The sequence below is a fragment of the Corynebacterium sp. MC3 genome (genome assembly GCF_900099485.1).
GTDB lineage: Bacteria > Actinomycetota > Actinomycetes > Mycobacteriales > Mycobacteriaceae > Corynebacterium > Corynebacterium pseudogenitalium.
The window spans coordinates 23,774-50,010 of record NZ_LT622814.1; the positions used below are offsets into that span (position 1 = coordinate 23,774).

25 protein-coding genes are annotated in these 26,237 nt (G+C 63.2%); 16 read left to right on the forward strand and 9 right to left on the reverse strand.

The window, feature by feature from the left end:
- Entirely contained in the window at positions 1 to 1,407 is a 1,407-nt protein-coding gene (locus BQ4436_RS04820; RefSeq protein WP_070975696.1) for a protoporphyrinogen oxidase, read from the forward strand.
- A gap of 303 nt (positions 1,408 to 1,710) precedes the next feature.
- On the opposite strand, the gene BQ4436_RS04825 is transcribed toward BQ4436_RS04820, so the two are convergent.
- The gene (locus tag BQ4436_RS04825) at positions 1,711 to 3,036 is read right to left on the reverse strand and encodes an MFS transporter (protein WP_070975697.1); all 1,326 of its coding nucleotides are present in this window, start codon (positions 3,034 to 3,036) and stop codon (positions 1,711 to 1,713) included.
- A gap of 70 nt (positions 3,037 to 3,106) precedes the next feature.
- Here BQ4436_RS04825 and BQ4436_RS04830 point away from each other — a divergent pair, with 70 nt between their 5' ends.
- Positions 3,107 to 4,630 (forward strand): CAP domain-containing protein, encoded by a 1,524-nt coding sequence (locus tag BQ4436_RS04830; RefSeq protein WP_070975698.1) that lies wholly within the window; start codon positions 3,107 to 3,109, stop codon positions 4,628 to 4,630.
- Positions 4,631 to 4,649: 19 nt separating this feature from the next.
- On the forward strand, positions 4,650 to 5,354 hold the full coding sequence (locus BQ4436_RS04835; RefSeq protein WP_070363190.1) for a DedA family protein: 705 nt from the start codon (positions 4,650 to 4,652) through the stop codon (positions 5,352 to 5,354).
- A 194-nt stretch (positions 5,355 to 5,548) separates the two neighbouring features.
- Here the strand turns inward: BQ4436_RS04835 and BQ4436_RS04840 are convergent, their stop codons facing one another.
- Positions 5,549 to 6,394, reverse strand: coding sequence for an NAD(P)-dependent oxidoreductase (locus BQ4436_RS04840; RefSeq protein ID WP_070975699.1), 846 nt, complete (start codon positions 6,392 to 6,394; stop codon positions 5,549 to 5,551).
- A gap of 20 nt (positions 6,395 to 6,414) precedes the next feature.
- Here BQ4436_RS04840 and hemL point away from each other — a divergent pair, with 20 nt between their 5' ends.
- Genes hemL through galE form a run of 7 tightly spaced genes read left to right on the forward strand, consistent with a single transcriptional unit; the run spans position 6,415 to position 13,367 of the window.
- A complete protein-coding gene (gene hemL, locus BQ4436_RS04845) occupies positions 6,415 to 7,740 on the forward strand; it encodes a glutamate-1-semialdehyde 2,1-aminomutase (RefSeq protein ID WP_070975700.1) in 1,326 nt (441 codons plus the stop codon).
- Positions 7,741 to 8,343 carry a histidine phosphatase family protein gene (locus BQ4436_RS04850; protein WP_070975701.1) on the forward strand — a complete coding sequence of 201 codons (603 nt, stop codon included), beginning with the start codon at positions 7,741 to 7,743 and terminating at the stop codon, positions 8,341 to 8,343.
- Positions 8,344 to 8,357: 14 nt separating this feature from the next.
- On the forward strand, positions 8,358 to 8,936 hold the full coding sequence (locus tag BQ4436_RS04855) for a TlpA family protein disulfide reductase (RefSeq protein ID WP_070975702.1): 579 nt from the start codon (positions 8,358 to 8,360) through the stop codon (positions 8,934 to 8,936).
- Positions 8,937 to 8,987: 51 nt separating this feature from the next.
- Positions 8,988 to 9,716 carry a cytochrome c biogenesis CcdA family protein gene (locus BQ4436_RS04860; RefSeq protein ID WP_143000838.1) on the forward strand — a complete coding sequence of 243 codons (729 nt, stop codon included), beginning with the start codon at positions 8,988 to 8,990 and terminating at the stop codon, positions 9,714 to 9,716.
- The gene (locus tag BQ4436_RS04865; RefSeq protein WP_070975704.1) at positions 9,717 to 11,345 is read left to right on the forward strand and encodes a cytochrome c biogenesis protein ResB; all 1,629 of its coding nucleotides are present in this window, start codon (positions 9,717 to 9,719) and stop codon (positions 11,343 to 11,345) included.
- Between the two features lie 28 nt (positions 11,346 to 11,373).
- Positions 11,374 to 12,375, forward strand: a complete 1,002-nt coding sequence (ccsB, locus tag BQ4436_RS04870) for a c-type cytochrome biogenesis protein CcsB (protein ID WP_070975705.1) — start codon at positions 11,374 to 11,376, stop codon at positions 12,373 to 12,375.
- Entirely contained in the window at positions 12,375 to 13,367 is a 993-nt protein-coding gene (gene galE / locus BQ4436_RS04875) for a UDP-glucose 4-epimerase GalE (protein ID WP_070975706.1), read from the forward strand. The genes ccsB and galE overlap by 1 nt, the downstream gene beginning before the upstream one ends.
- On the opposite strand, the gene BQ4436_RS04880 is transcribed toward galE, so the two are convergent.
- Positions 13,364 to 13,627 carry a hypothetical protein gene (locus BQ4436_RS04880; protein ID WP_070976019.1) on the reverse strand — a complete coding sequence of 88 codons (264 nt, stop codon included), beginning with the start codon at positions 13,625 to 13,627 and terminating at the stop codon, positions 13,364 to 13,366. The genes galE and BQ4436_RS04880 overlap by 4 nt on opposite strands.
- Before the next feature lie 44 nt (positions 13,628 to 13,671).
- Here BQ4436_RS04880 and BQ4436_RS04885 point away from each other — a divergent pair, with 44 nt between their 5' ends.
- The 4 genes from BQ4436_RS04885 (at position 13,672) to BQ4436_RS04900 (ending at position 17,776) form a co-directional block, all read left to right on the forward strand.
- Positions 13,672 to 13,986 carry a DUF4229 domain-containing protein gene (locus tag BQ4436_RS04885; protein ID WP_369822028.1) on the forward strand — a complete coding sequence of 105 codons (315 nt, stop codon included), beginning with the start codon at positions 13,672 to 13,674 and terminating at the stop codon, positions 13,984 to 13,986.
- A gap of 359 nt (positions 13,987 to 14,345) precedes the next feature.
- Positions 14,346 to 15,683: a TrkH family potassium uptake protein gene (locus BQ4436_RS04890; RefSeq protein WP_070976020.1), complete on the forward strand. Its 1,338-nt coding sequence runs from the start codon at positions 14,346 to 14,348 to the stop codon at positions 15,681 to 15,683.
- Positions 15,676 to 16,347: a potassium channel family protein gene (locus BQ4436_RS04895; protein WP_176754815.1), complete on the forward strand. Its 672-nt coding sequence runs from the start codon at positions 15,676 to 15,678 to the stop codon at positions 16,345 to 16,347. The genes BQ4436_RS04890 and BQ4436_RS04895 overlap by 8 nt, the downstream gene beginning before the upstream one ends.
- A gap of 10 nt (positions 16,348 to 16,357) precedes the next feature.
- Positions 16,358 to 17,776, forward strand: coding sequence for a succinic semialdehyde dehydrogenase (locus BQ4436_RS04900; RefSeq protein ID WP_070975708.1), 1,419 nt, complete (start codon positions 16,358 to 16,360; stop codon positions 17,774 to 17,776).
- A gap of 83 nt (positions 17,777 to 17,859) precedes the next feature.
- Here BQ4436_RS04900 and BQ4436_RS04905 read toward each other — a convergent pair whose 3' ends face one another.
- From BQ4436_RS04905 to BQ4436_RS11640, 4 genes are all read right to left on the reverse strand, one after another.
- Entirely contained in the window at positions 17,860 to 18,639 is a 780-nt protein-coding gene (locus BQ4436_RS04905; RefSeq protein WP_070976022.1) for a MerR family transcriptional regulator, read from the reverse strand.
- A 34-nt stretch (positions 18,640 to 18,673) separates the two neighbouring features.
- Positions 18,674 to 20,308: a hypothetical protein gene (locus BQ4436_RS04910; protein ID WP_176754816.1), complete on the reverse strand. Its 1,635-nt coding sequence runs from the start codon at positions 20,306 to 20,308 to the stop codon at positions 18,674 to 18,676.
- A complete protein-coding gene (locus BQ4436_RS11990) occupies positions 20,235 to 20,552 on the reverse strand; it encodes a hypothetical protein (protein ID WP_143000820.1) in 318 nt (105 codons plus the stop codon). The genes BQ4436_RS04910 and BQ4436_RS11990 overlap by 74 nt, the downstream gene beginning before the upstream one ends.
- A 104-nt stretch (positions 20,553 to 20,656) precedes the next feature.
- Entirely contained in the window at positions 20,657 to 21,418 is a 762-nt protein-coding gene (locus BQ4436_RS11640) for an Abi family protein (protein ID WP_083329451.1), read from the reverse strand.
- Between the two features lie 226 nt (positions 21,419 to 21,644).
- Here BQ4436_RS11640 and BQ4436_RS04915 point away from each other — a divergent pair, with 226 nt between their 5' ends.
- Together BQ4436_RS04915 and BQ4436_RS12650 are read left to right on the forward strand one after the other, a co-directional pair.
- Entirely contained in the window at positions 21,645 to 22,397 is a 753-nt protein-coding gene (locus tag BQ4436_RS04915) for a hypothetical protein (RefSeq protein ID WP_070975711.1), read from the forward strand.
- A gap of 21 nt (positions 22,398 to 22,418) precedes the next feature.
- Entirely contained in the window at positions 22,419 to 22,871 is a 453-nt protein-coding gene (locus BQ4436_RS12650; RefSeq protein WP_369822034.1) for a type II toxin-antitoxin system VapC family toxin, read from the forward strand.
- A gap of 69 nt (positions 22,872 to 22,940) precedes the next feature.
- On the opposite strand, the gene BQ4436_RS04925 is transcribed toward BQ4436_RS12650, so the two are convergent.
- Positions 22,941 to 23,984 carry a 5-methylcytosine restriction system specificity protein McrC gene (locus BQ4436_RS04925; RefSeq protein WP_070975714.1) on the reverse strand — a complete coding sequence of 348 codons (1,044 nt, stop codon included), beginning with the start codon at positions 23,982 to 23,984 and terminating at the stop codon, positions 22,941 to 22,943.
- Positions 23,981 to 26,173 carry an AAA family ATPase gene (locus tag BQ4436_RS04930; RefSeq protein ID WP_070975716.1) on the reverse strand — a complete coding sequence of 731 codons (2,193 nt, stop codon included), beginning with the start codon at positions 26,171 to 26,173 and terminating at the stop codon, positions 23,981 to 23,983. Before BQ4436_RS04930 ends, BQ4436_RS04925 begins: the two co-directional genes overlap by 4 nt.
- Positions 26,174 to 26,237 lie beyond the last annotated feature (64 nt).

Genomic DNA, 26,237 nt, shown 5'->3' on the forward strand with positions numbered 1-26,237 from the left:
TTGAATATCGCCATTGTCGGTGCAGGGCTTGCCGGGCTGACCGCAGCGTTTGAGCTGCGCAACTCCGGCCACACCGTCGACGTCTACGAAGGCAACGACCGCATCGGCGGCAAGCTGTACACCGTTGCGTTCGACGGCGGCCCCACCGATATGGGAGCAGAAGCCTTCATTGCGCGCCGCCCGGAAGCAAAGCAGCTCGTCGAAGAGCTGGGCCTGCAAGACTCGCTGGTCTCCCCGTCGGGGATGCGTTCCCTGCTGTACGTCGACGGCGAAACCCGCGCTATGCCGGCAGGCGGCATGATGGGTATCCCATCTACCTCCGAGCCGGTCGCGCACCTGGTCAGCGAGGAAACCGCGCGGCGCATCGACACCGAGGCGGAGCGCGAGGGCTTCGAGTGGACCATCGGCGGCGACATGAGCGTCGGCGCCCTGGTCCGCGAGCGCTACGGCGACGACGTCGTGGACAACATCGTTTCCTCCCTGCTTGGCGGGGTGTACTCCTGCACCGCCGATGACCTGGGCGTTCGCGCTACCGTGCCGCAGCTCGCCGCCGAGTTCGACCGCTTGGCCGCCGACGGCCCTGTGCACCTGTCCACCGCGGTCGCCAACCTGGAGGCCGCCCGGAAGAAGGCCGTCGCCGCGGCTGGGTCTTCTGAGGCCTCGAAGCCCTCGAAGCCTGCGCCCATTTTCGCTACCTTCCGCGAGGGCTACCAGGAGCTCTACGAGGCGCTCGCCGAGCAGTCCGGCGCGAACATCTACGTCGATGCCTTCATACCGTCCATCAGCCGTGAGGGCGAGGGGTTCCGCCTCAAGGGTGGCGAAGACACCGTCTACGACCGCGTGCTTTTGGCCGCCCCGGCGCCGACGACCGCGCTGCTGCTTCGCGACATTGCCCCCGAGGCCTCCGAAGCGCTTCGCTCCGTCGAGTTGGCGAACTCCGCCGTGGTGGGCCTGCGCTTCGCCACCGACGAGGGCCTGCCGGAGAACTCCGGCGTGCTGGTCAGCACCGATGCGAAGGACGTGCACGCCAAGGCGTTCACGCTTTCGTCGCGTAAGTGGCCGCACCTCGCCGAGCGCGGCGGTGCCCTTGTACGCGCCAGCTTCGGCCGTTACGGCGACAACGTCGCCCTGACTGCCAGCGAGGACGACCTCGTGGACTGGGCCCTCGACGACCTGCAGACCATCACCGGCTTCGACGGCCGCGCCGCCGGCGTCGAGGAGATCTTCGTCCAGCGCTGGCTCGGCGGCCTCCCGCGTTACGACGCCACCCACCTGGCCACCGTGGCCAAGGTCCAGGACGCCCTCGCCGGTATCGACGGCGTTGGTGTGACAGGCGCCTGGGTTGCCGGGGTTGGGGTCCCGGCAGTGATCGGCAACGCGCGTGAGGCGGCGCAGGATCTCCTCTAGGCGGACTCTAGGCGGAAACGCGCACCAAATTCCAGTATTTCGGCGGGTGGGTTTTGCGTTTCCCCAGGTCGCACCCCTCGTGGGAGGGAATTTGGTGCTTGGGAAAAGAGGCGAGTGACAAAGGACGCAACTCGAAAAAGTAGGGTCGGCATAACCGCAGGTCACAAAAGGGCTAGCCAACAAGGGGTGCGTCTTTTGTCACTGGTGCAGCGGGACGCGCACCATATTCCTTGGTTTGGGACGGCGACGTGGCGTTTCCCCAGGTCGCGCCCCTTGCGCAAAGGAATTTGGTGCGCATTCCGTTTAATCCAGGGTTTTGCCCTTCTGCTCCGGCAGGACGAACGCTGCCACGGCTGCCACGGTGAACGCCACCGCGAAGACTACGAACACGCTGGCGTGGCCGCCGAAGGCCAGGACTGGCGGGACGATCAGCGGCGCCCGGATCGAGCCGACGCGGCCGAAGGCCGCCGCGGCACCCGTGCCGGTCGCGCGGATCTGGGTGGGGTAGAGCTCAGGACCGATGGCGTAGAGGGCACCCCACGCGCCCAGGTTGAACAGGGAGAGCAGGCAGCCTGCGGCGATGATCTGCCAGGGCGCGGTGGCGAACCCGTAGAGCCCAGCCGACACCGCCGACCCGGCCAGGAAGACGGCGAGGGTGGTGCGGCGCCCCCAGACCTCAATGAGCCAGCCTGCCAGGGCGTATCCGGGCAGCTGGGCCAGCGTGATGATCAGCGTGAAGCTGAAGGAGCGCACGAGGCTGAAGCCTTGGTCCACAAGCAGGGAAGGGATCCAGGTAAACGCGCCGTAGTAGGCGAGGGAGACGCAGAACCAGACGGTCCAGAACGCGGCGGTGCGGGCGCGCAGTTCGGGGCCCCAGATGTGGGTGCCTTTGCCAGCACTTGCATCGGGATCGGTGGTGTTGGCGATGGGGGCGTCGATAAGTAGTTCGGGTGGGACTTGCTCCTCGAAGCTGCGGACCACTGCCTCTGCTTCCTCGTCGCGGCCGCGCGCCTCCAGGAAGCGGACCGATTCGGGCAGCTGCATGCGCACATACAGCGCGTAGAGCGCAGGCACGGCGCCGAGCGCAAGCCCCCAACGCCAGCCGTTTTCGCCCTCGGCGACGACGAACGTGCCGATGACCGCCGCCAGAATCCAGCCCGCCGCCCAAAACGCCTCGAGCCAGACCACCATCCGCCCGCGCACCTTCAGCGGCGCGAACTCGCTGACCAGCGTGGACGCGACGGGCAACTCCGCGCCGAGGCCAAGGCCGGTGAGGAAACGGAAGACGAGCAGGACAGCGACCGACCCGGCAAGCGCCGAAGCGCCCGTGGCCACGCCGTAGATCAGGAGCGTGAGGGCGAAGACCTGGCGGCGCCCCAGCTTGTCCGCGAGCAGACCGCCGAGGGAGGCGCCGACCGCCATCCCGATGAACCCCACGGACGCGATCCAGCTCGTGGTGGTTTTCTCCAGGTCCCAGTGCACGGCCAGCGCCGCGATGACGAATGAGACCAGCCCGACATCCATCGCGTCGAGCGCCCACCCCACCCCCGATCCGACGAGGAGCTTCTTGTGTTTCGGAGTCACCGGCAGCCTGTCGAGGCGCTGCGTGCGGGTCAGTGCTGTTTTCATGGGCAAAACCTTAGAACAATTCTGGCTTTTATTTGGGAAAATTACGAAAGTTTCCTGCTAATCTGCCGGTATGAAGAAGCAGCTCGGACTCATGCTCGTTACTACCTGCTCAGCGGCCATGTTGGTGGCCCCGCAGGCCATGGCGGAGGACACCGCCCAGCTCACGGAGGCTCGTTGCGTGGCGCTTGTCGACGCGGTCAAGGACGCCACCGCGAAGCAGCGCGATGCGCAGGACCGCGAGCGCGCCACGCAGCAGACGCTCGATGCGGCGCAGCGCGACGTCGCCGCCGCACAGGAAGAACTCAAGGCAGCAAAGGGCATGGTCGCCGATGTCCAGCGCCTCCTTGACGACGCCACCACCGACCGCACCGCGAAACAGTCCGCAGTGCCCGCCGGCGTGACGGCGGAATCTGCACAGCAGGCGCTCGAGGACGCGAAGGCGCGGGCCGCCGAAGCAGCCGCCGCCCTCGAAGCCAGCAAGGCCGAGGCGCAACAGCAGTTCGACCGCGGCTCCCTCGGCTTCTTCGAAGCCATGGGCGCCACCGATGCCGTGGCCGAGCTGAACACTGACTACCGCTTCGAGGCGGAAGACCCGGTGGCGGGGCAGACGGGCTACCGCATCGCGGACGACACCCACATCGGTGAGGCCGACGACGCCACCCACCTGGACAACATGAAGGCAGCCATCGGCTGGCTGCCCGAGGCCAACGAGCTCCGCGAAAGCGACGGCCAGCCCGCCCTGCCCGTCTCCGACTTCCTGATGGCGCAGGCCCAGGTAAACGTGAACTGGTCGCACCAGCTGCCGCGCGGGCACTCGAAGAACGGATGGGACAACCTGTCCTGGAACTACGAGAACCCGTTCAAGGGCTGGTTCCACGAGGAGCGCGTCGCGTACTTCGAGGCACTCGAGAAGGGCGAGAAACCATTCGAGGCGGGCGCTGGCCACTACATGGCGATCGTCAACCCGGACATGCGCGCCACCGGCTTCGCCGTGAACACCAAAGCCTTCCGGTACCAGGGGTACCCGTGGCGTATTGCACACGCGCAGACCTTCGCCACCCACTGGATGAAGCAGGGCACTCCACTATTCACCGTCGACGAGTACACCGAGCGCTTCAATACCTACTACGACGGCCTGAAGCACGCCATCGAATTTGGCGACGCCACCAAGCGTCAAACGCTCGAGCAGCGCGAAGGGGACGTCGACAAGGCGGAGCAGACCCTGGAAGCCGCACGTGCGCTGCAGGCGGCGCAGGAGCTCGTCGCGAAGCGTGAACAGGAACTCGCCGCCGCCAAGGAGGCGCAGCCTGCCCGACAGGCCGCAGCCGAGGAAGCGCTGACCGCGGCGAAGCAGGCGCAGGAGGATGCAGCCGCGGCCGCCTCAGCAGCAAAGGCTGCCGCCGCTGAAGCCCTCGCAGCCACCGAACGCGCCGAAGCCGAATACCAACCCGTCAAAGCCAACTGCGACGCACTGACCGGCGCCGACAAGGAAGGCTCCTCCACCGGCGGCATCATCGCCGGCGTGGTACTCGGGCTGTTGGCACTCATCGGAATCGTGGTGGCCACTAACCCGGGAATCTTAAATATGTTCTAGCTAGGTACACTCTCTGCTTATGCAAAGCGAGGAGCAGACCACACCCGAACCAGAATGGTGGGAACAACCAGGCATGCCCTGGAACAGCAAACCAACCAAGGCCGACTACTGGTGCCTTGGCTGGTTCGGCTTCGTAGGCCTCTTCGGCCTTGCGATGATCCCGCTCCGCGCCTGGCTACTCGGCCTGCACCCGCCCATCATGCTGGCCATTACCGGTTCCCGGATTGGAGCGGCGTCGACGGGCGCGCTCGCCGCCGTCGGCGAGGTGCAGCACTGGCTGGGCTACCTGCTCATCGGCACGCTGATGGCCATCAAGTTCGACTGGATCTACTGGTGGGCCGGCAAACTGTGGGGGCGCGGAATCCTTGACGTGCAGGCGCAGAACTCCAAGCGCAGCGCCCGCAACATCGAACGCGTGGAAAAGTGGGCCCTCAAACTCGGCTGGCTGGGAATCTTCCTCGCCTACGTACCGATCCCACTTCCCATCGCCTTCGTCGTCTTCGTCCTGATGGGCATGACCGGCATGCCGCTGTGGAAGTTCATGGTGTTGGACTTCATCTCGAAAACCCTGTGGTCACTTGGGTACTTCGCCCTCGGATGGTGGATCGGGGAGCCCGTGGTGTACGTGCTGGAGCAGTACGCGAAGGTGGCCAACTGGATTGCCATCGGCCTGATCGTGGTGATCATGTTCGGCGCGTTCCGGAGGCAGGCGAAGAAAGCGTAGGCGGATGCGCGCACCAAATTCCCTCACGCAGTTTGCGCGACCTGGGCTTTTCCAAACCGCCGCGCGAAAATCCAGGAAATTGGTGCCGTCTCAACCGTGCCAGTGCCAAAGGACGCAACCCCCTTTTGACGACCTGGGCTTTTTCGTCCTCCCCGAACAAGAATTGCGTCCTTTGGCACTCGCTCCCCAGAAAATTAGCGGTACACCACCACTGAGGAGAAGTCCTCGTCCCCGTGGCCCTTCTTCTGCTGCTCCTGCAGGGAGGCAACCGTGGCTGCCACGGCCGGCAGCTCCTTGCCGGCGGCCTCGGCGGTGGCGAGCATCAAACGCGCGTCCTTCTCGATGGCGTCGGTGGAGAAGTCGCCGGGGTTGGTGTCGCGCTCGCCGAGTAGGAAGGGGGACTTCATGTTCACGATGAACTCGAGGCCGGTGGATCCGAGCATGTCGACGATGGTGGCATCGTCAAGTCCTTGGGCGTTGCCGAGGTGCAGTGCCTCCTTGAACCCCTGCATGGTCACTGCCAGGGCGAGGTTGGCAATGAGCTTGCCGGTGGCGGCCTGCGCGGCGGTGTCGACGACCTTGAGGCGCTCCGGGTTCGCGGCGGCCCACGGTGCGACGACCTCGGCGACTTCCTTGCGGCGCTGCTCGGTGGCGCCGCCGACGTAGACGCCGAGTTTGCCGGCGCGCGCCGGGATGAGCGAGCCGACTACTGGGGTGTGGACGAAGGCGGGGACGGCGTCGGCGAAGGAGTCGGCGTCGGCGGGGGAGATGGTGGTGGCGTCGGCCCAGGTGACGCCGTCGGGGATGAGGCCGGGTTCGATGACGACTTCGCGGACGGTGTCGGGGCCGAAGAGGGAGGTGATCACGAGGTCGGCGCCTTTCACGGCGTCTGCGGGGGTGTCGGCGGCGGTGGCGCCGCGCTCGACGAACGGGGCGGTTTTTGCCGCGGTGCGGTTCCAGACCGTGAGGTCGTGGTCACTGACAAGCTTGAGTGCTAGTTCGGTACCCATACGGCCGAGGCCTAAAAATGCAATCTTCATATCGCCTAGGATAGGCAACTATGACGAAGACGAATCTGACTTCAGAAAATACTGCTCGTTCTGCTGAGTTGTTTGCGCGCGCTCAGCGGGTCACACCGGGTGGGGTGAACTCGCCGGTGCGCGCGTTTGGCTCGGTGGGTGGGCAGACGCGCTTTATCGAGAAGGCGTTCGGCAGCACACTTGTAGATGTCGACGGCAACTCCTACGTCGACCTGGTGGATTCGTGGGGTCCGATGATCCACGGGAATGCGCACCCGGCGATCCTGGAGGCCGTCGAGAAGGCGTTGGTGAACGGGTTGAGCTTCGGCGCGCCGACGGAGGCCGAGGTGGAGATCGCGGAGATGATTACGCAGCGTACGTCCGTGGAGGAGGTGCGCATGGTCAACTCGGGCACTGAGGCGACGATGTCGGCGGTGCGCCTGGCGCGCGGGTATACGCAGCGCCCGAAGATTATTAAGTTTGATGGCTGCTACCACGGCCATGTGGACGCCCTGTTGGCGTCGGCAGGCTCTGGGATCGCGACGTTCTCGTTGCCGGATTCGCCGGGGGTCACCGGCGCGCAGGCGGCGGACACGATCGTGGTGCCGTACAACGACATTGAGGCAGTGAAGCGGGCGTTCGCGGAAAACGAGGGCCAGATTGCCGCCGTGATCGCGGAGGCGGCCGCCGGCAATATGGGTACGGTGGCGCCGCAGGACAACTTCAACGCGAAGCTGAAGGAGGTCTGCCACGCTAACGGCGCCCTGCTCATCCTGGATGAGGTGATGACGGGCTTCCGCACCTCCTACTCCGGCTGGTACGGGGTCGACGGTGTTGCGGGTGATCTGACGACCTTCGGCAAGGTCATCTCTGGTGGGTTGCCGGCGGCGGCCTTTGGTGGGCGTCGAGAAGTAATGGAGAAGCTTGCGCCGAACGGGCCGGTGTATCAGGCAGGAACCCTGTCCGGAAACCCGGTGGCGATGGCTGCGGGCATGGCGTCGTTGCGCCTGGCCAGCGAGGATATTTACCCGGTGCTGCACCGCAACGCGGACAGGCTGGAAGATTTGGTCAGCTCGGCGCTGACGCGTGAGGGCGTGGCGCACCACATCCAGCGCGCGTCGACGATGCTGTCGGTGCGCTTCGCGGAGAGCGAGGGCCACAACTTCGACGACATGAAGGCGGCGGACACGTTCCGCTACGCGCCGTTCTTCCACGCGCTGCTGGACCACGGCGTGCACGCGTCCCCGAGCCCGTTCGAGACCTGGTTCGTCTCCACGGCGCTGACCGACGACGACTTCGCCACCATCGAGGCCGCGCTCGTCCCGGCTGCGAAGGCCGCGGCCGCCGCGACCCCGGAGGGCCAGTAAATGACGCGAACTGTTGTTCACCTGGTGCGCCACGGTGAAGTGTTCAACCCGAAGAAGATTCTCTACGGGCGCATGCCGGGCTACCACTTGAGCTCTCGCGGCTACTCGATGGCGGCTGCGACCTCGAAGTTTTTCGAAGGCCGCGACGTCACCTACCTGGCGGCTAGCCCGCTGCTGCGCGCGCAGGAGACCGCGCAGCCGATTGCGGAGGTCACTGGTCTGGAGATTGATACGCGGGAGGAGATCCTGGAGGCCGGCAACACCTTTGAGGGGCTACGCACTAAGGGGTGGCGCTCTCAGCTGTGGAACCCGATCCGGTGGCGTCACATGCTCAAGCCCTGGGAGCCGAGCTGGGGCGAGTCCTATGAGGACATCTTTGCTCGCATGGACGTCGCGATCGAGGACGCGCGCCAGCGCGCCGAGGGCCACGAGGCCGTGTTGGTGAGCCACCAGCTGCCGATCGTGACGGTGCAGCGCTACGTGCAGGGCAAGCCCTTCGCGCATGTGAGCCGTCGCTGCGAGCTGGCCAGCGTGACGTCACTTGTGTTCGACGACGACGTTGTTGTTGACTGGTCATACTCAACCCCCGCATCCGCGATCTAACCTGGAAGGACCCTATGACCGTGCGCCGCAGCCTTGTCCCATTCGTTGCCGCAGCCGTGCTGCTGAGCGGGTGCTCGAGCGCCAGCGACAACGGCGGGTCCTTCGCGTTCCACTCGCCGGGCGGGCAGGTGGAGCTGTTCTACCCGCAGGAGGAGCGTAAGCCGCTGCCGGACTTTTCCGGCGAGTCCCTGATGGAGCCGGGCAGCGAGATTTCGCTCAGCGACTTCGACGGCGAGGTCGTGGTGCTCAACGCGTGGGGCCAGTGGTGCGCGCCGTGCCGTGCGGAGGTCGACGACCTCCAGGAGGTGCAGGAGTCCATCGAGGGCTTCGGCACCGTGCTGGGCATTAACGTGCGTGACCACAACGCGGACATTGCGCGCGACTTCATGAAGGACAACGGGGTGACCTACCCATCCATCTACGACCCGCCGTTTAAGACCGCCGCGTTCTTGGGCGGCGTGCCCAGCTCCGTGATCCCGACGACGATCGTGCTGGACACCCAGCACCGCCCGGCGGCGGTGTTCCTGCGGGAGGTCAACGCCCAGGAGATCATTGACCTGGCGAAGACGCTGCACCAGGAGGCGGAGACCTAAGTGGGGGAGGCGTTATCGGAGCTGGTCTCCCAGGGGCCGCTGCTGCTGGGAATGCTGGCGGCTGCGCTGGCCGGGTTGGCGTCCTTCGCCTCGCCGTGCGTGGTGCCGCTGGTGCCGGGCTACATGTCGTACCTGACGGGCATCGTGGGCGGGGAGCTCAACGTGGATGAGCACGGGGTATCTGTGACGCGGCGCCGCTGGGCCGTCGCCGGCGCGGCGGGCCTGTTCATCCTCGGGTTCACCGTGGTGTTCCTGCTGGCCACCGTGACCGTCTTCGGCGCGGTGAGCGCGGTGGCGCTCAACGCGGAGACCCTCATGCGTGCGGGTGGGGTGGTCACGATTGCGATGGGCCTGGTGTTCGCCGGTTGGGTGCCGGCGCTGCAAAACGACACGCGGCTGCAGCCAAAGAAGTGGACCACGCTGTTGGGCGCGCCGCTGCTCGGCGGGGTGTTCGCGCTCGGGTGGACGCCGTGCTTGGGGCCGACGCTCACCGCGATTGTCTCCGTCTCTGTGGGGACGGCAGGCATGACCGCGGCGCGCGGCGTGCTGCTGGTCATCGCGTACTGCCTCGGGTTGGGGCTGCCGTTCTTACTGGTGGCGCTCGGCTCGGCGAAGGCGGTGCGTAGTATCGAGGTGCTGCGGAAACACTCGCGTACCATCCAGGTGATCGGCGGGGTAGCGATGGTCATCGTCGGCCTGCTGCTGCTGACAGGGGCCTGGAACGTGTTTATCGGCTGGACGCGCCAGCTCGTCGTCGGATATGGAGCAACGGTGATTTAAATGAGCACTGCACTCACGTGGCTACGCAGGTCGTGGCACTGGCTGACCAGTATGCGCACCGCGCTGCTGCTCCTGTTCTTACTTTCGCTCGCCTCCATCCCGGGCGCGCTGTTGCCACAGCGCACGGTCTCCGCGACGCTAGTGGACGACTACCTGCGCGCCAACCCAACCATGGGGCCCATCTACGACAAGCTCCAGCTGTTCGACGTCTTCGATTCCACCTGGTTCGTCGCCATCGTGACGCTGCTGATGGTCTCGCTGGTCGGGTGCATCATCCCGCGCTCGATTGACCACTGGCGCGCGTACCGGGCCACGCCGACCAGGGCGCCGAAGTACCTGTCCAGGATGCCGCTGCATGCGGAGGGGGACGTCGATACGCCGAAGGACGAGTTGGAGGCGAAGGCGCGCGCAGTGCTGCGCAGGTGGCACGTGGCCTCCTACCAGCCGGAGGAGGACCGCGCCGGGGTGTTCTCCATCTCGGCGGAGCGCGGCTACTCCCGCGAGCTGATGAACCTGCTGTTCCACATCGGGCTGGTGGGCATGATCGTGGCGTTCGCGGCGGGCCGAATGGTCTTCTACGAGGGCCAGGTCATCATGGTGACTGAGTCCGAGTCACAGTACGCGGTGCCTGTGGAGCAGCCGCGCCAGTTCTGTAATACGTCGCCTGCGAACTTCGACGTCTTCCGCGCCGGCCCGCTTTTCGACGGCACCGGCCTGCACCCGTTCTGCATCGAGTCGAAGAACTTCCGCGCCGAGTACCTCAACACTGGGCAAGCGAACGGGTTCTGGTCGGACGTGGCCTACACCCCGGACGTGGCCGCCCCGCGCGAGCAATGGCAGGACTTCACGCTGCAGGTCAACCACCCGCTGCGCGTGGACGGCAACCGCGTCTACCTGCAGGGGCACGGCTTCGCCCCGCAGGTAACCATCACCTGGCCGAATGGGGAGTCGCGCACCCAGATGGTGCAGTTTAGGCCCACGGACGTGCAGAACTTCCTGTCCGCCGGCGTAATGCGCTTCGACCCGCCGGCCGGCATGTACCCGGACCTCACCGATCGCCGCGAGCACCAGATCGCCATCGAGGGCAACTTCGCGCCGACCGCCCAGTGGACCGGCGTGAACGGCGACATGCTGCAGTCCGGCTTCCCTGCGATGCAGGACCCAGCGATGGCCGTAGACATCTACGTCGGAGACGCCGGCCTGGACACCGGCCGCCCGCAGAACATTTTCGTGCTGGACCAGAACCTCATCGCCGAGGGGCGCCTGCAGAAGGTGGAGCGCGTCAACCTGGTGCCGGGGGAGGAAACCACCCTTGAGGGTGGCATCCGCGTGCGCTTCGACGGCGCAGCCGAGTACGCCAACTACCAAATCTCCCACGACCCGACCCAGGGCTGGATGCTGGCCACCTCGGTGCTCATGCTGGCCGCGCTGGCCGGCTCGCTGACCATCAAGCGCCGCCGCCTGTGGATCCGCCTGACCCCGACGGCCACCGGCACCCACGTGGAGCTCGCCGGTCTGGCGCGCACGGACCGCGCCGGGTGGGGCGCCGAGTTCGACGAAATCGTGGAGGAAATCCTGGGCGTTTCGGAGGAGGATCACCCCTCCTTCGAGGTTGATGACCTTGGCTAACCTGCGATGACGCGGTAGATTGTTCCCCATGCTTGTCGATTCCACGATGGCGGACCTCTCAGACCTCACGTTCCGCACCGCGTTCATCCTGTACCTGGCTGCGCTGATCATGTCCTGTATCTACTACGGGCGCATGTTCGGCGTGCTCGACATGCGCCGCGAGCGCGCCCGCATGGATCAAAAAGTCGCCGTGGGGGCCGGGGGCGGCTCCGAGCTTATCGACGTCCCCTCCGACTCCTTCGACCAGGCAGAATACGACCGCCGCGTCGCCGGCGCCCGCAAGTGGGCGAACATGACGCAGGCGCTGATCTGGTTCGGCATCGTGCTGCACGTCGCGTCCTTCATTACGCGCGGGCTGGCGGCGAAGCGCTTCCCGCTCGGCAACCTGTACGAGTACATCCTGGCCATGACGGCCGTCGTGATGGTCGCAGCCGCGATCGTGGTGCAGCGCAAGAACTGGCACACCATCTGGCCGTGGCTGCTCGCCCCGATGGCGATCGCGATGTTCCTCAACTCCACCGTGTTCCACATGCACGTGGCACCGGTGGTGCCGGCGTTGCAGTCCTACTGGCTGCCGGTGCACGTTTCGTCGGTGTCGGTGGGGGCGTCGATAGGTATTGTGTCGGGCATCTTTGCGCTGCTGTACTTGCTGCGCATGTGGCAGCCGCGCGGCGAGGAGCGCGGGTTCTTCGGCGCGATTGCGAAGCCGCTGCCGAGCGCGAAGACGCTCGACCAGATCACCTACAAGACGGCGATCATTACGCTGCCACTGTTCGGAATCGGCATCGTGTTCGGCGCGATCTGGGCTGAGGTCGCCTGGGGTCGCCCGTGGGGTTGGGACGCGAAGGAAACCGTGTCCATGATTACGTGGATTCTGTACGCCGCGTACCTCCACGCGCGCGCCACCGCCGGCTGGAAGAACTCGAAGGCCGCGTGGATCAACGTTTTTGCCTTGGCCATGACCATCTTTAACATGACCTATGTAAATACTGTCATTGCTGGACTTCACTCGTACGCAGGATTGAACTAATGAAAACACTGATTACAGGAGGGGCCGGCTACATCGGCTCCACAATTGCATCGTGCTGCTCCGACGCAGGCATCACCCCGGTCATCTTGGATGACTACTCCACTGGCCTGCGCGTCTTCGCCGAGCGTTTCGACCACTACGAGGGCGACATCGCCGACACCGAGCTGCTCAACAAGATTTTCGACGACCACCCCGACATCGAAGCCGTCATCCACTGCGCGGCCAAGATCATCGTGCCGGAGTCCGTCGCGCAGCCGCTCGAGTACTACGACGTCAACGTCGGCCGCGCAACCAAGATGCTGCAGGTCCTTCGCGACCGCGGCGTCAAGCGCGTCATGCTCAGCTCGACCGCCGCAATGTATCAGGCGGACGAGGACTTCACCGTCAACGAGTCCTCCGTCGTGGCGCCAACCAGCCCGTACGCCGCGTCGAAGTGGATGCTGGAGCGCGTCATGGCTGACGCCGCTGCCGCCGGCCAGATCCAGGCTGTGGCCCTGCGCTACTTCAACCCGATCGGCGCCGACCCACAGCTGCGCACCGGCCTGCAGAACCCGCTGCCGTCCCACGCGCTGGGCAAGATGATCACCGCCCACCAGAGGGGTGAGGCGTTCACGGTCACCGGCGTCGACTGGCCAACCCGCGACGGCTCCGGCCTGCGCGACTACGTCCACGTTTGGGACCTGGCCCGCGCCCACGTCGCCGCCCTCAAGGCCGACCTCGCCCCATACGAGGTCATCAACCTAGGCACCGGCACCGGCACCACCGTCTTCGAGCTCGCCGAGGCGTTCAAGTCCGCCAGCGGCTCCGACATGGAAGTCACCACCGCGCCGCCGCGCGAGGGCGACGTTGCCGGCTGCGCGCCGCGCATCGACAAGGCACGCGAAGTACTCGGCTGGGAGCCCGAGCTCACCATCGAACAGGGCGTTCGCGATTCCCTCGCCTGGGCAGAGAAGCTACCCGAGGTCCTCGCAGAGGAAGCAACGCGCAGCTAGTCCTCGCCGCGCCTCCTCCGACGCTCCTCCTCTTCACGACGCCGGCGCTCCGCCTCCTCGCGGGCCCGGCGTTCTTTAAACCTATTCTTCTCGATCTCCCACAGGAACTCCTCATCATCATCCGGCCCCTTAATAACCGGCGGTTGTTCCTGCTGCTGCACCCCGTACCCTCCATACCGTGCATTCGACCCCGGGCCGAACGCGCGCCACATCAAGTACACAGCCAGAATGATCAGAGCGATGAGTAGAAGCCTTCCCATGCCCTCTAACATACTGGTCCACCTTTGCGTTAGGCTAAGTCTCCATGGCCCCCATGAGTGAAGCACCCGAAGTTGACCCAAGCGCGAAGCGTCGCGCCAACAAAGCCGCCGCCATCTACGGGTTGTACCGGCTCCTCCTCTTCATCGTCCTCACCGTGGTGATCCAGCTGCTGGCCGTCGCGGTTGGGGCGCCCGTGCCGCTGATCATGTCGGCCCTTTTAGCCCTCATCGTGGCGTTCCCGCTGTCCATGCTGGTGTTCAAGAAGCAACGCATTGAGGCCGTCCAGGCGCTTGCGCATTGGAAGGAGCAGCGTCAGGCCCGCAAGGCGTGGATCGAGGCCGAGCTGGCCGAGCGTTAGTTCTCTCGTGGGTGGGGTGCACCAAATTCCTGCATTTTGGCGTCGTGGGTTCGCAAAAGCCCAGGTCGCGTGTTCTGCGCGAGGGAATTTGGTGTCAGGCAGGTCGGCTCGAGTGCCAAAAGACGCAATCGAATAAGGTCTATTGCTTCAAAGTTGCTGGCAGAAAATGTGCTAGACAACAAACGATGTCAGATTTGGCACTGGCGCCCACTCCATAGCTACTCAGCGACAAGAAAACCCCTCCGCAGCCAGTCCGCTGAACGGGTGACTTCAGGCAAGAGGGGAATACCCCTCACACTTTACACTCGAAAAGTTCAAAACCCTTGCCACCCGCACTCCGCTGGCGTAATGTTCCGCTGGTGCCTGCTGACATTCGGCACCGCCAGCTCAATAGTGCGGCGGTGATTTTGTTCGGCTTCCTGGTTGCCCTGTTTGTGGGCACCGTGTTGCTAATGCTTCCGGTTTCCACGGTGAATCCGGGTGGGTTGCCGTTGTTGCCGGCGTTGTTTACGGCGACGTCCGCGCTGTGTGTGACCGGCTTGGCGATTGTGGATACGGCGACGTATTGGACCACGTTCGGCAAGGTGGTTATTGCCGTGTTGATCCAGGTTGGCGGGTTCGGGGTGATGAGCTTCGCGACGATTCTGGGTCAGGCGGTGGTCCGCAAAGCGAATTTGAGTGCGAATGTGATTTCGGCGGTGGAGCGTCGTACGGCGGTGGGCGGGATCGCGCCGCTGTTGAGGCGGGTCCTGCTGGTGAGCATCGTGGTGGAGGCGCTGGTCGCGCTGGCGTTGACGGCGCGGTTCGTGGCGTTGGGCTACCCATTGCCGCGCGCGTTGGGGCATGGGGTGTTTCATGCGGTGTCGGCGTTTAACAATGCGGGGTTCGCGCTCTATTCGGACAACATGACCAGTTTCGTGGGGGATTGGTGGGTCTGCGTGCCCATCATGGCGGCGATCATTATTGGTGGTTTGGGGTTTCCGGTGCTGTTTCAGTTTCGGCGGGACGTGTTGCACCTGCACCGCTGGACGTTGAATACGCGCATGGTGGTTGCCGGTACGCTCTTCCTTCTTTGCTTTTCGACGGCCACCATCCTCGCCATGGAGTGGAACAACCCGCGCACGCTGGGTGGGTTGCCGGCGTCGGATGCGGTGTTGGCGGGGCTGTTTCAGGCGGTGCAGACCCGCACGAGTGGGTTCAACTCTGTCGATATTGGCGGGATGCACGAGCCGACGCTGTTTGCGATGGACCTGTTCATGTTTGTGGGGGCGGGCCCGGCCGGCACCGCGGGTGGCGTGAAGATCACGACGGTGTTGGTGCTGGTGGCGGCGGTGTCGGCGGTGGTGCGGGGTCGTACGCAGCCGGTTATGCTGGGCAAAGGTGTCCCGGTGGAGGTGGTGCACCAGGCGATCACGGTGGTGATGCTCAGTGGCGCGCTGGTGGTGGTGGCGACGTTCGCGTTGTTGGCGCTGACGCCGTTTCACCTGTCGGAGGTGTTGTTTGAGGTGCTGTCGGCGTTTGGCACGGTGGGGTTGTCCACGGGCATTACGCCGCACCTGGATGCGCCTTCGTTGTTGGTCATTATTTTTATGATGATTGTTGGCAGGTTGGGTCCGATTACTGTGGCGACGGCGTTCGCGTTTGCGGAGCCGGCGTCGAAAATTTTGCTTCCTTATGAAAGGCCGATCATTGGTTAAGTTTGCAACGCCCACGTACGCGGTGCTTGGGCTCGGGAGGTTTGGCTCGGCGGTGGGCCGGGAGCTCATGTTTGACGACGCCACCGTCGTCGGCATCGATCTGGAAGAGGCTGCCGTGAAGCGCAACAACGGGCTGCTGTCGAAGGTGGTGCAGGCGGACTGCACGGACGTGGCCACGATTGAAGAGTTGGGCATTTCGGAGTTCGACGGCGTCGTCGTGGCGATCGGCGGGGCGCACGTGGAGGCGTCGATTTTGACGTGTTCGCTGTTGGTGGATGTGGGCGTCGAGAATTTGTGGGCGAAGTCCTCCGGTAATGCGCACGGGCGCATCCTGGACCAGATCGGTGTGCCGCATGCGGTGCACCCGGAGGAGGCGATGGGGCGGCGCGTGGCGCACCTGGTGCGTGGGGCGAACCTCGACTACGTGGAGTTGTCCTCGGGCACGGCGCTGGTGCACACGGTGGTGCCGACGCACGTGGCGGGCCCGCTCGACGAGCAGGCGTTGTGGCAGAGCCACGGCGTGAAGGTGATTGCCGTGCGCCGCGAGGACCGCTGGCAACCGGTGCTTGGGCACATGGTCCTGGTGGCTGGCGAGCAGGTGCAGATCTATGGGGATTCGCGCCGGGTGGAAAAGTTCAGCCGCATGGCGGCGCGGCGACGCTAACCTGGGCTGCATGTCAGTACAGCACGCTTTCGACACTGCACGCGCGGCACAGCGCGCCTGGGCGACGACACCTCTTCGCCAGCGCAGCCGCATCTTTCTCCGCTACCACGACCTGGTGTTGGCGCACCGCGACGAATTGGTGGACCTGATCCAGCAGGAGACAGGTAAGGCGAAACACAACGCGTTCGACGAGGTCATGGACGTTGCGATTACCGCCCGCCACTACGCGTACCGCGCGAAGGCGCTGCTGACGCCAGCCCGAGTGCGGGGCGCTATGCCGGTGGTGACATGGACCGAGGTGCACCGGGCACCGAAAGGCGTGGTGGGAGTGATTGCACCTTGGAACTACCCGCTCTCGTTGGCGGTGTCGGATGCGGTGGCGGCACTGATTGCGGGCAACGCTGTGGTACTGAAGCCGGATACGCAAACCCCGCGCACCGCGCAGCGCGCCCACCAGCTGCTGGTGCAGGCTGGGCTGCCAGCCGACCTGTTCCAGGTTGTGGAGGGAAGCGGGCGGACGGTGGGGCAGGAGATTGTGAAGCGGTGCGATTTCCTCATGTTCACAGGGTCCACCGCCACCGGCAGGAAGCTTGCCGCGCAGGCCGGGGAGCGTCTGATTGGGTTCTCCGCTGAGCTGGGCGGGAAGAACCCGCTGCTGGTTCTGGCTAGCGCAAACCCCGAGACGGCGGCGCGCGGTGCCGTCGACGCTTGCTTCAGCAACACCGGCCAGCTGTGCATTTCCGTGGAGCGGATCTACGTGGACCGCGCCGTGGCAGAAGTGTTCCTTGAACAGTTTGTGGCGCTGACGAAACGCCTGCGCATTGGGCACGGGTGGGGTGACGATGTTGGCTCGTTGATTTCTGCGGAGCACCGCTCGCGTGTCGACGCCTTTGTCCACGACGCCGTGGACAAAGGCGCCACCGTCCTGGCTGGTGGGGAGGCGTTACCCCAGCTCGGGGATACGTTCTACGCACCGACCATCCTCGTGGACGTCCCGGAGGACGCCGATCTGTACCGCGAGGAAGTGTTCGGGCCAGTCGTCTTTGTGGAGGTGGTGGATGGGCCGGAGGTGGGCGTCGAGAAGATGAATGACACCGACTACGGGCTCAACGCTTCGATTTGGGGCGCGGAGGACGAGGCGCGCATGGTCGCGGAGCATGTGCATGCGGGAACCGTGAATATCAATGAGGGGTACGCGGCCGCGTGGGCGTCGATGGACGCGCCGATGGGCGGGTGGAAGCAGTCTGGTGTGGGGCGACGTCACGGTGATGAGGGGCTGCTGAAGTACACCGAGGCGCGCACCGTGGCGGCGCAGCGCTATTTGCCGCTCGGCGGGGTCGCACATCGCGATGGGTATAACAGCGGGGCGCCACACCGGGGTGCTGTCGGTGTTGCTGCGGGCGTACTGTGTCGGGCGGTGCACCCGTGAGGTCCGCTGGCGGCGGCAAGCGGGTCGCGGACGCGATGGCGCTTGCGCTGCGGCTGGGGAAACGCCTGCTGCGCTAGGCCCGGCTAGGACGAGCTCTCTGTGCTGTGGCCGGTGGCGTGCGCGATGGCGTCGGCGAGCCACTGCGCCAGGCCAGGTTGGCGTTCTTCGTAGTAGCGCTTGAAGCGTTCATCGGCGATGTAGCCGCGCGAGATCTGGAACTGCATCTCCGGGGTGACGTCGAAGAACTGCCCGATCACCTTCCGGTGCTGTTCGACGAGTTCGGCGGCTTCCGCGCTGTCGGTGGGCACGTCGCGGCGAACAGCGTCGGCGAGTTTGGTATCGATGGCGTCGAAACGCTGCTTGCTGTCCTCCCAGTCGCTCACGCCCCAGTTGCCGGTGCGGCCCTGGTACTGCGCCCAGCCAGCTGTATCGCCGTAGGCCTCTTGCGCTTCGGCTTGGTGTTCGGCGTAGTTCGGGTCGCCGAGGATCTTGCCGATTTCTTCGAGGGTTGGCTTGTGATTGTTCATTGCTTGCTCCAATAGCTTTTCGACGGCCACCACCATCCCATCGATCCGCGAACGCTCCTCAAGCAGGCGTTCGTGTTGCCTGCGCAGGTGTTCCCGGTTCGAGGTGGGGTGGGAGAGTACTTCTTTGATTTGAGACAGTTTCATACCGGTGGTCCGGTAGACCAGGATGTGCTGGATGCGCTCCAGGTCATCTGGCGTGTACAGCCTGTAGTTTGACCAGCTACGATACACAGGTTCGACGAGGCCGGCCTGCTCCCAGTGGTGCAGGGTTCGCACCGTGATCCCGAATGCGTTGGCCACTTCGCCGACTGTGTAAAGCTCTTCGTTGTTGGTCATGGCAGCCATTGTGCAGTCTGACGTTACGTCAGGGTCAAGCTTTGCTCTCGTCGATCTTGGAAAGCAGCTCGTCCGGGCCATACAGCGCGGTGATGTCGGCGGGAATGAAGAAGTCTTCGGTGAAGAACTGACCCTTGGATGCGAATTCTCTGTTCACCCACGCGCCGAATGCATCCACTGGGATGAGTGGTAAGCCGTACTGGCTGGCGGTCAGGTCGTCGGTGATGAGGGCGTCGCAAAGTGAGATGGGGATTTCCGGGCTGTACACGAGGCCGAGCTCGTCGCACAGGAGCGCCATGCGTGCACCGTCGGTGATGTGGATCCCGTTGATGACGATCGATCCGAGGAACGCCACCTGGTGGCCTTCCTCGAGGATGTCCGCGAGGAAGGTCTCGTAGGGCGAACCCGTGTAGTACCTATGCCAGTCCTCAAAATCGGCGAACGAGACGATCGGGATGCCCAGCTCCCTGGCGGTTCTTGCCTTGCGTGACATGGATGCCGGGTCCCACGCTACGAGGACATCGCACGTGATCTCAGAGACGCTGTCTTCGAAGATGAGCCCGCACGACTCGCAGGCGGAGATGAGCTGCTCTTCGCCGTCGTAGAAGCTGATGGCTTCGCGGCAGCCCGTAAACACCACCCTCATGCCTGGGGAGAGCAGCGCAGCAATGTCGATGTTTTGCTCTTCACCTTCCGGAAGGGACACCTGCGTCAGCCCTGTCATGATGGCGCGTTTGCGCACCTCCTCTTCGGCCCGCTTCGTCCAAACACCGCGAGACATCCCCCAGGAAGAAAGCCGCAGGGCAGTCTGTTGGAGCATGCGCTGGTCGCCGACTTCCACGCCGGAGCCGGAGAAGGCTGCCCAGGCATTATCGGAGTCGGTCGCGCGGGTCTGATCGAGCTTGAGCGGGACAGCGGGTGCCCAAAACGGCTGGAAGAGCGCGCCTTCTTGCGTATCGGATGCGTCGGGTACCGGCCGCACGTAGGGGATCTCGACGTCCCCTGAGAGGAAATCGAGCGCCATGGAGTGCGCGCGCTCGACGACGGTACTCCCCTCAACAACGATGTCGAGTGCTTCGGCGTCGATACCGTCCCCGAGCTCCATGTCGAGGCCTCGTGCCTGGTAGCGGCCCGCATCCTGGGCCATCTCCAAGCGATCGCCGACGACAATGCCACCCGCAGCCTGCCGCAGCAGCAGCGGCCAAAAGTCCTCGAGCTGCGGCGCGATAGCAACCCCACCCGGAGGAACTTCGTTGTCGAGGCCGAACTGCCCCAAGTCAGACATCGGGTTGAGCCACGTGCCAAAGTCCGCAACGACCTGGCCACGCTCCACAACCACCGCGTGAACGCGAACGACGTGGTAGCTGACGTTAAAACTGACACCGTCAAAGGAGAGGAACACATAACGCTCGGGATCCGGCTCCGGCTCTTGCACCATCGATCCCAGCGGTGAGTCGGACCTAGCCAATTCTCCCGCAGCGATGAGCTGTACGCCCCCAAACGGCTCGTTATTCTTTCGCACGCGCTGCAGCGCCACGCTCATCATCAACAGGAGCTCGGTGTTGAGGTTGTGGGCGTCGTCGATAACTAATGTTTCAACCAAGCTGAGCAGCAGCTTTGCACTGTTGGTGTTCCAGGAACCGCCAGGCAGGACGTCGTCGAGCGTCATGAAGGGATCGAAGTTGAATGCAGAGTCGATCGTCAACCCGCTGATACCGTCCGCAGCGCCCCCCCAACAGCGCGACGGGTAGCACCCGTTTACGCAGGTTTTCCGGTAGCGCGTCATTCGCTTCCATGAACGTGCGCAGCAGCGTGGACTTGCCGGTGCCGGGCGCCCCGTCGATCACAACGCTCTCGCCGTTGAGCATCGACGTGAGCGCATGCTCGAAGTCCTGCGGCATCGAAATCGCCATGACCTGCACCTTTCACATCAACTATCACTTGTTGACTTCATTGAAGCATGCAGCCCCGACATTGCACGGGCAGTGTTCGAACGGGGATTCGTGTGATGATGCCATTATGTGGTGTAGGGTCGTACAGCGATTAGTCTGGGAACATCGCTGTTTTCTGCTAGCCAGGCGGCCAACTTCGGGTCAAGCATGCTGGCAAGCTTCAGGGTTTCCTCATGTGCTTCCGTGCAGGTCATACGGTGAGGCTGTCCAGGCAACGGGAAACCTCTGATGAGCGGTTCGTGGTGGGCTACACGGTTTCGAATACTATTGACTCGCTTGCAAATCCCGTGCACCCAATCTCTAGTGAAACCAGCGTGTTGCCGTCTTGCTACGTTTCTTCCTTCAGGGAAAGCATGACGTAAGGCGGCTTCCCAGTTGTGCTCGTAATTGACGCGGACCCGTCTGGGGGACTTGCCTGTATGTCCTCCTTTGTCAAAGAGATTCGTCCAAAAACCAAATGTACAGTTAGCGAAAAGACGTCCGGGAACATCACCATCGTTTGGACGCTCACGCACCCTTCTGGAAAGTTGCGACCAGGCCATCGCAAGATTCTGCTCTGACCGCTCATCCAGCGGAATTTCGAGGTACCAGTGGCTGCCCCATTTTGCAGCTGCCGCTTTGTTGATTGATTCTCGTAGTGCAACTTCCAAAATGGCAATATCTGCTAGAAATGCAGTAGATAGCTTGATGTTCCATATGTAGAGTTCGAGGGCTTCGTCTATGTTGCCGTTCGGCGATTCGCTAAGAAAACTGGCTAAACGGGCGGGTGGGAGAGAGCCCCAAAGCAAGGCTGCATTTGTCGAAGGTAGTTGTGTAGGAAACGTCATTGCTATAGGCTAGCCAATGTAGTCCCCCGGATCCGGACCATAGTTAAATGTCTATGGTTCCCGGGGGTTTTATTATTCTGAAACGCTTATCGGGTGGTAGGCGGTGTTCTGGCTTAAGGGACATTTTGTTGTGACCTGAGGGGGCATCATCATGAAGTACCCTAGCCAGTTCAGGCATTGGTGGGCTACGCTTTAGATCTAACGCACGCGCCGGGAGGTGAACGACATGAAAAATCTTCAGCTGAAGCTTGATGGTAAACCGGGTGGAATTGATGCCGCAGCCCTGGCAAAGACACTTGAGCATACCGTCAGACTGCTTCGATCGGTGTCAGAAGACCCCATTGACTGCAAAATTGGGGAGTTGCGGGTCGGGAGCGCCTGTGTCGGGGTACTAGCTCCAGAAGACAACGTTGACTCGGTGCTTGATGGGCTTGAACGGTTGGAAAAGGGTGGGGCTCTCCCCGACAAATGGAGAAAGTCCTCGATAGAAGCTGTGCTTGAAATAGGTAAAATTACGCGGGACCAGGGGGTAACCGGCGTGAGCCTCGGCGTGCAGGGCAGCAGGATGCATGTCCTTGAACACCGACTTCTCGATAATGCGTGCGCGACTCTTCTCGAAAGTGACAATGCAATGGCCTCATATGGTTCTGTGTCAGGCCGTCTGTATTCTTACTCGCGCAGAGACGAAGAGGTGAAGGCCAGGCTCGAAGACGCACGAACCAGAGCGTCTGTACAGCTGAACGTTCCACATGAATTGCAGGAGCAAATCCGAGAACATGTTGATCGAAATGTCAGTGTTTGGGGGCGTGTCAGTAGATCCACGGAAACAAATGCAGTTGTGAGGATCGAAGTGCTTGAAATTGAGCCAGTGGAGAAACCATCACCGGGGAAAGACCCGGGCCGTTTCATGGGGATTTTGAATGACTACTGGCCCAGTGATCTTGATCCCGTTGAGGCAGTGAGGGAGTTCCGTGGCTAACACAGAACCAACTCAATTGTCATAGATACCTGCCTATACATCACTTTTCTGAGTGGACAGGACCCGAAGCTGGCGGCAAGAGTTAAGGAGCTGCTAGAGCTGGACGGAAAAGAACATGTAATCCTACTGCCAGCGATTGTTCAAGCGGAGACTGTTGGTGTTGCACGCAATGTGCTCAGGACTGACAAAAATACGCCGGAGACTCGAAGTAATGCAGCTCAAAAAGCGATCAAGTTCTTTGCGGAAATGAACTTGCGCTTTGTGGAACTAGATAGGTTAACGGTGCAGAAGGCTAATGAGCTGAGCGTTAAATATGATTTGAAGGGACCAGATTCTTCCATTCTGGCGACAGCCATACAATGCGGAGCAAGCCACCTGTATACGAGTGATGGGGACCTGAAGAAGCTTGATGGTGCGTTCCCGAACTTGAGCATTACAGATCCACCAGAGTGCATGATGCTTCCTGGGCTATAGGAAGAAATGGGCCCTCTGCTTTCAGGCTGTGGCTATTTCTGCCCTGGGCTGCCGACCTCACGTCACGTTCTATAACCCCTCGACCGCCTCGAGGAATCCCGCGATGATCTCCCGGTACGTGCCGTGCAGGTCTACGGTGGCGAAGCGGAAAGGGTGGCCCTGGATCACGACGGTTTCGTTCACAGCACTGCCTATCACTGGGTGCAGCAGTACACCACGGGTGTGCGGCCCGAAGTCCGGGTTGGTGTGCTGGCTCATCACGTAGGCGTATATCTGATACAGGTAGCCCGAGCGGAACTTGCCGGCGTGATACTGGGTGGGCTGCAGGATCTCGGTGAACTTGGTGTCCAGGATGATTGGGGGCGCGCCGGGTGGGCGCAGGATGATGTCGGTGATCATGCCGGGCAGCAGGGCAGCGTTGTCGTCGGCAGTGGAAGAAAGGTCCCAGCGCAGATGTTTGCCGCCCTTGATATCCCAGGTTGGGAGGTTGGCGGTGTAGGCGCCGAGGGCGGCAGCCTCGAAGAGGCGGCGCAGGTGGCGGTCGTCGCTGTTGAGGGACAAGGTGCGCAGTGACCCGGCTTGTGTGTTGGGCACGGCGAGGTCGTGGATGAGTTTCGCGGCGGCGATCATGTGCAGGTCGGCGGAGGCGTTGCGGTCGTGCTCGAGGGCGGCGACGGCACGGCCATCCGGCTTCAGCGCGCTCACACCGGCGGCGCCGAACTGATCGGCAAGGTGGTGGCAGCGGGGGTCCGCGTCGGGGAATCGGGTGGCGCGGATCAATGCGGAGCGCACAAGCCTGTTCGTTCGGGTGTCGAGGGAGACCTCATCGAAGGTGCAGCGGATGCGGCCACGTGTGAGGAGTTGGTCGCGTGCGGTGCCAAGCAGGTCGATCTTGCCTCGTACACGGCGGATGTCCGCGGTGTGGCGCTCGAATCCGACGCGCAGTCCGTTGCGGAGGCGGTGTTGGGCGGCGTTGGCAAGGATGGTTGAGACCAGCTCAATAACATCCTTATCGACGAGCTCCGTGCCGGACAACGCGATCCCACCGTCGCGGTACAACTTCGACGCCAGCAGCTGTAGCAGCCAGACGTTGCGGACAGGGATGGGCGTCACGCTTGCGTGCTTCCCGTGTGCAGTGCAGCAGTAAGCTGGGACTTCGCCTTCGCTACTTTGTCGCGATCATCAAACCAGTATTCCTCGAGTAGTGGCAGGATCTCGGTGTAGGTGACTACCTGCAGCCAGGCGCGGGTTTTCGCGGGGGCGTCCACGTTGGCTTGGGTGTCGATGCGTTCGGTGGGCACGACGTAGCTGTGGCCGATTTGGTACTCGGGGCCCAGCAGTTGGTCGTCGTGGATGTCCTGGTTTAGGTCGGCGAGGGCAGCGCGGTAGGCGTCGGCGATACTGGCGTCGTAGCCGAGCTGCGTGACGTACTCCAACCAGCGGTTGTTGATCTGGGGGTAGAGGTTGGTGAAGGCGAAGCGGCGTCGAAAAGCCATGTCGACGAGCGCGAGCGAGCGATCCGCGAGGTTCATTGTGCCGATGATGTAGAGATTCGGTGGGAGGTAGCACTGCTCGTCGGTCCGCGGGTAGATGAGCTGCATCGCGGCGGCGGGGACACGCTTGGTGTTCTCCATAAGGGTGAGCATCTCGCCGAAGATCTGGGCGGGGTTGCCGCGGTTGATTTCCTCGATGATCATGACGTAGCGGGTGTCCTGGTCCGCGCGGGCCCGCTCGGCGAGGGTGAGGAGGGGGCCGTCGATAAGCTCGAGGCTGCCGGTCGGCGATGGGCGGTACCCGCGGACGAAATCCTCGTAGCTCATGGAGGGGTGGAACTGCATGACCATGAGCGAATCCGTGTTTTTCTCCCCAATGAGCGCGTACGCGAGGCGGCGGGCGAGCCACGTTTTTCCGGTGCCGGGTGGGCCCTGGAGGATGAGGTTCTTTTTCGTTTCGAGGCTGTGCAACATGCTGGTTAGCTGGGCTTCTTCGAGGAAGCAGCCGTCATCGATGATTTGGCTGACGTCGTAGCTGTTGTCGGTGGACTCGGCAGCAGGCTCGTCTTCGATGATGGTGGCTGGCTCCACACGGTGCACGAACGCCTCGTGGGAAAGCTCCACGATGGTGCTTGGGCTTTCGGCGCCGGTGGTGATCCATTCGGTGACACTGTCGAGTGTTGCGACGTACTCATCGCCAGTCATGGCACGGTTGAGATTGAGCGTTTCCGGATTCGGGTACTGCTGGTTGAGGTAGCGCACATTCTGCGAATCGATGGCCACAAACTTCCGCGGGCGCAGGTAGAACAAGCCCATCGTGATTTGCACGACGGAGTTGCGCCGGGCCGCATCAAACGTTGCGACGAAGGCCTCTTCGTCCGCGTCTGTTCCCGAGTCCGCGTAGCGGATAGCTGCCTCGGCGAGATCCCACAGCTGCTCCACGTTGCTTTCGGAGTCATCAGCGTCTTTGGCTGGGAAGTGCATGAACCACGAATTGAGGTTGTTCAGGAGCGGGACGCCGCTAAACCCAGTCGGCGCCGGGGCCTCGATGCCAAAGACCTGCTTGTATGCCTCCGCGATGCGGAGGCGGTTGGCATCGATGATGCTCCGGTTGAACGGGGCGAAGACCGTAAACGGATCAATATCACGGACTCGTGTGCCATCACTGTAGCGCTCGTTGGAGGGAAGTAGGAACTTGAACAGGTCCGGCTTGCCACTGACCGTCCCGCACTCCAGCACCTTATCCAGCAGTTCGGCGCGGCTAGTTCTGTACGTGAGCACGGTATTGGCGAGCTGTTCGTAGAACGGCACCCAATCAAACACCGGTTGCTTGGTCGCAGGGTTGACGCCTCTGAGTAGATCAAGGATTTCCTGCCTGCCATTTCGCACCTCGAAGAAGGACGTCCCAGACCCGAGCGTGTTCAGCGTTGACTGGGACAGGTTGGTACGCGGGATATCGATGTGCTTCCACTCCACGGGCAACCGGTGAGGCGCCGTCGGGCCCTGTTCCTCGAAGTAGTACGGCCCGGTGACCACGCCGATGCTCAGCGTTTTGTTTTCCCGGTTGCTCAGTACAACCACGTCACCGACCTGTGCCTGGCGAGAAAAGCGGTAGAGCACCCCGATGACCTGGCCACTTTCATATGCGGTTTTGGCAGGGAACCATTCACTGTAGGCGTCCCTGAGCGCGTCCTTGGAGGCGAAGCTTCGCAGGTCAACGGGGAATCTGTAACTGACGCCGACGCAGCCTTGCGCAATCGGATCAAAATCCGTCTTGTTGTTGTGGGCTCCCCACACGTGCTGGGCCATAACTCTCCTTCGACGTCCACTGAAGCGTGTTGCCTTTACATTAGCGGGAACGAACGCCCCAGAA

Excerpts from the sequence above, each read along its gene's own strand:
- BQ4436_RS04825 (WP_070975697.1), bottom strand. The coding sequence starts at position 3,036 with ATGAAAACAGCACTGACCCGCACGCAGCGCCTCGACAGGCTGCCGGTG.
- BQ4436_RS04830 (WP_070975698.1), top strand. The coding sequence starts at position 3,107 with ATGAAGAAGCAGCTCGGACTCATGCTCGTTACTACCTGCTCAGCGGCC.
- BQ4436_RS04835 (WP_070363190.1), top strand. The coding sequence starts at position 4,650 with ATGCAAAGCGAGGAGCAGACCACACCCGAACCAGAATGGTGGGAACAA.
- BQ4436_RS04840 (WP_070975699.1), bottom strand. The coding sequence starts at position 6,394 with ATGAAGATTGCATTTTTAGGCCTCGGCCGTATGGGTACCGAACTAGCA.
- hemL (WP_070975700.1), top strand. The coding sequence starts at position 6,415 with ATGACGAAGACGAATCTGACTTCAGAAAATACTGCTCGTTCTGCTGAG.
- BQ4436_RS04850 (WP_070975701.1), top strand. The coding sequence starts at position 7,741 with ATGACGCGAACTGTTGTTCACCTGGTGCGCCACGGTGAAGTGTTCAAC.
- BQ4436_RS04855 (WP_070975702.1), top strand. The coding sequence starts at position 8,358 with ATGACCGTGCGCCGCAGCCTTGTCCCATTCGTTGCCGCAGCCGTGCTG.
- BQ4436_RS04860 (WP_143000838.1), top strand. The coding sequence starts at position 8,988 with ATGCTGGCGGCTGCGCTGGCCGGGTTGGCGTCCTTCGCCTCGCCGTGC.
- BQ4436_RS04865 (WP_070975704.1), top strand. The coding sequence starts at position 9,717 with ATGAGCACTGCACTCACGTGGCTACGCAGGTCGTGGCACTGGCTGACC.
- ccsB (WP_070975705.1), top strand. The coding sequence starts at position 11,374 with ATGCTTGTCGATTCCACGATGGCGGACCTCTCAGACCTCACGTTCCGC.
- galE (WP_070975706.1), top strand. The coding sequence starts at position 12,375 with ATGAAAACACTGATTACAGGAGGGGCCGGCTACATCGGCTCCACAATT.
- BQ4436_RS04880 (WP_070976019.1), bottom strand. The coding sequence starts at position 13,627 with ATGGGAAGGCTTCTACTCATCGCTCTGATCATTCTGGCTGTGTACTTG.
- BQ4436_RS04885 (WP_369822028.1), top strand. The coding sequence starts at position 13,672 with ATGGCCCCCATGAGTGAAGCACCCGAAGTTGACCCAAGCGCGAAGCGT.
- BQ4436_RS04900 (WP_070975708.1), top strand. The coding sequence starts at position 16,358 with ATGTCAGTACAGCACGCTTTCGACACTGCACGCGCGGCACAGCGCGCC.
- BQ4436_RS04905 (WP_070976022.1), bottom strand. The coding sequence starts at position 18,639 with ATGACCAACAACGAAGAGCTTTACACAGTCGGCGAAGTGGCCAACGCA.
- BQ4436_RS04910 (WP_176754816.1), bottom strand. The coding sequence starts at position 20,308 with ATGACGCTCGACGACGTCCTGCCTGGCGGTTCCTGGAACACCAACAGT.
- BQ4436_RS11990 (WP_143000820.1), bottom strand. The coding sequence starts at position 20,552 with ATGGCGATTTCGATGCCGCAGGACTTCGAGCATGCGCTCACGTCGATG.
- BQ4436_RS11640 (WP_083329451.1), bottom strand. The coding sequence starts at position 21,418 with ATGACGTTTCCTACACAACTACCTTCGACAAATGCAGCCTTGCTTTGG.
- BQ4436_RS04915 (WP_070975711.1), top strand. The coding sequence starts at position 21,645 with ATGAAAAATCTTCAGCTGAAGCTTGATGGTAAACCGGGTGGAATTGAT.
- BQ4436_RS04930 (WP_070975716.1), bottom strand. The coding sequence starts at position 26,173 with ATGGCCCAGCACGTGTGGGGAGCCCACAACAACAAGACGGATTTTGAT.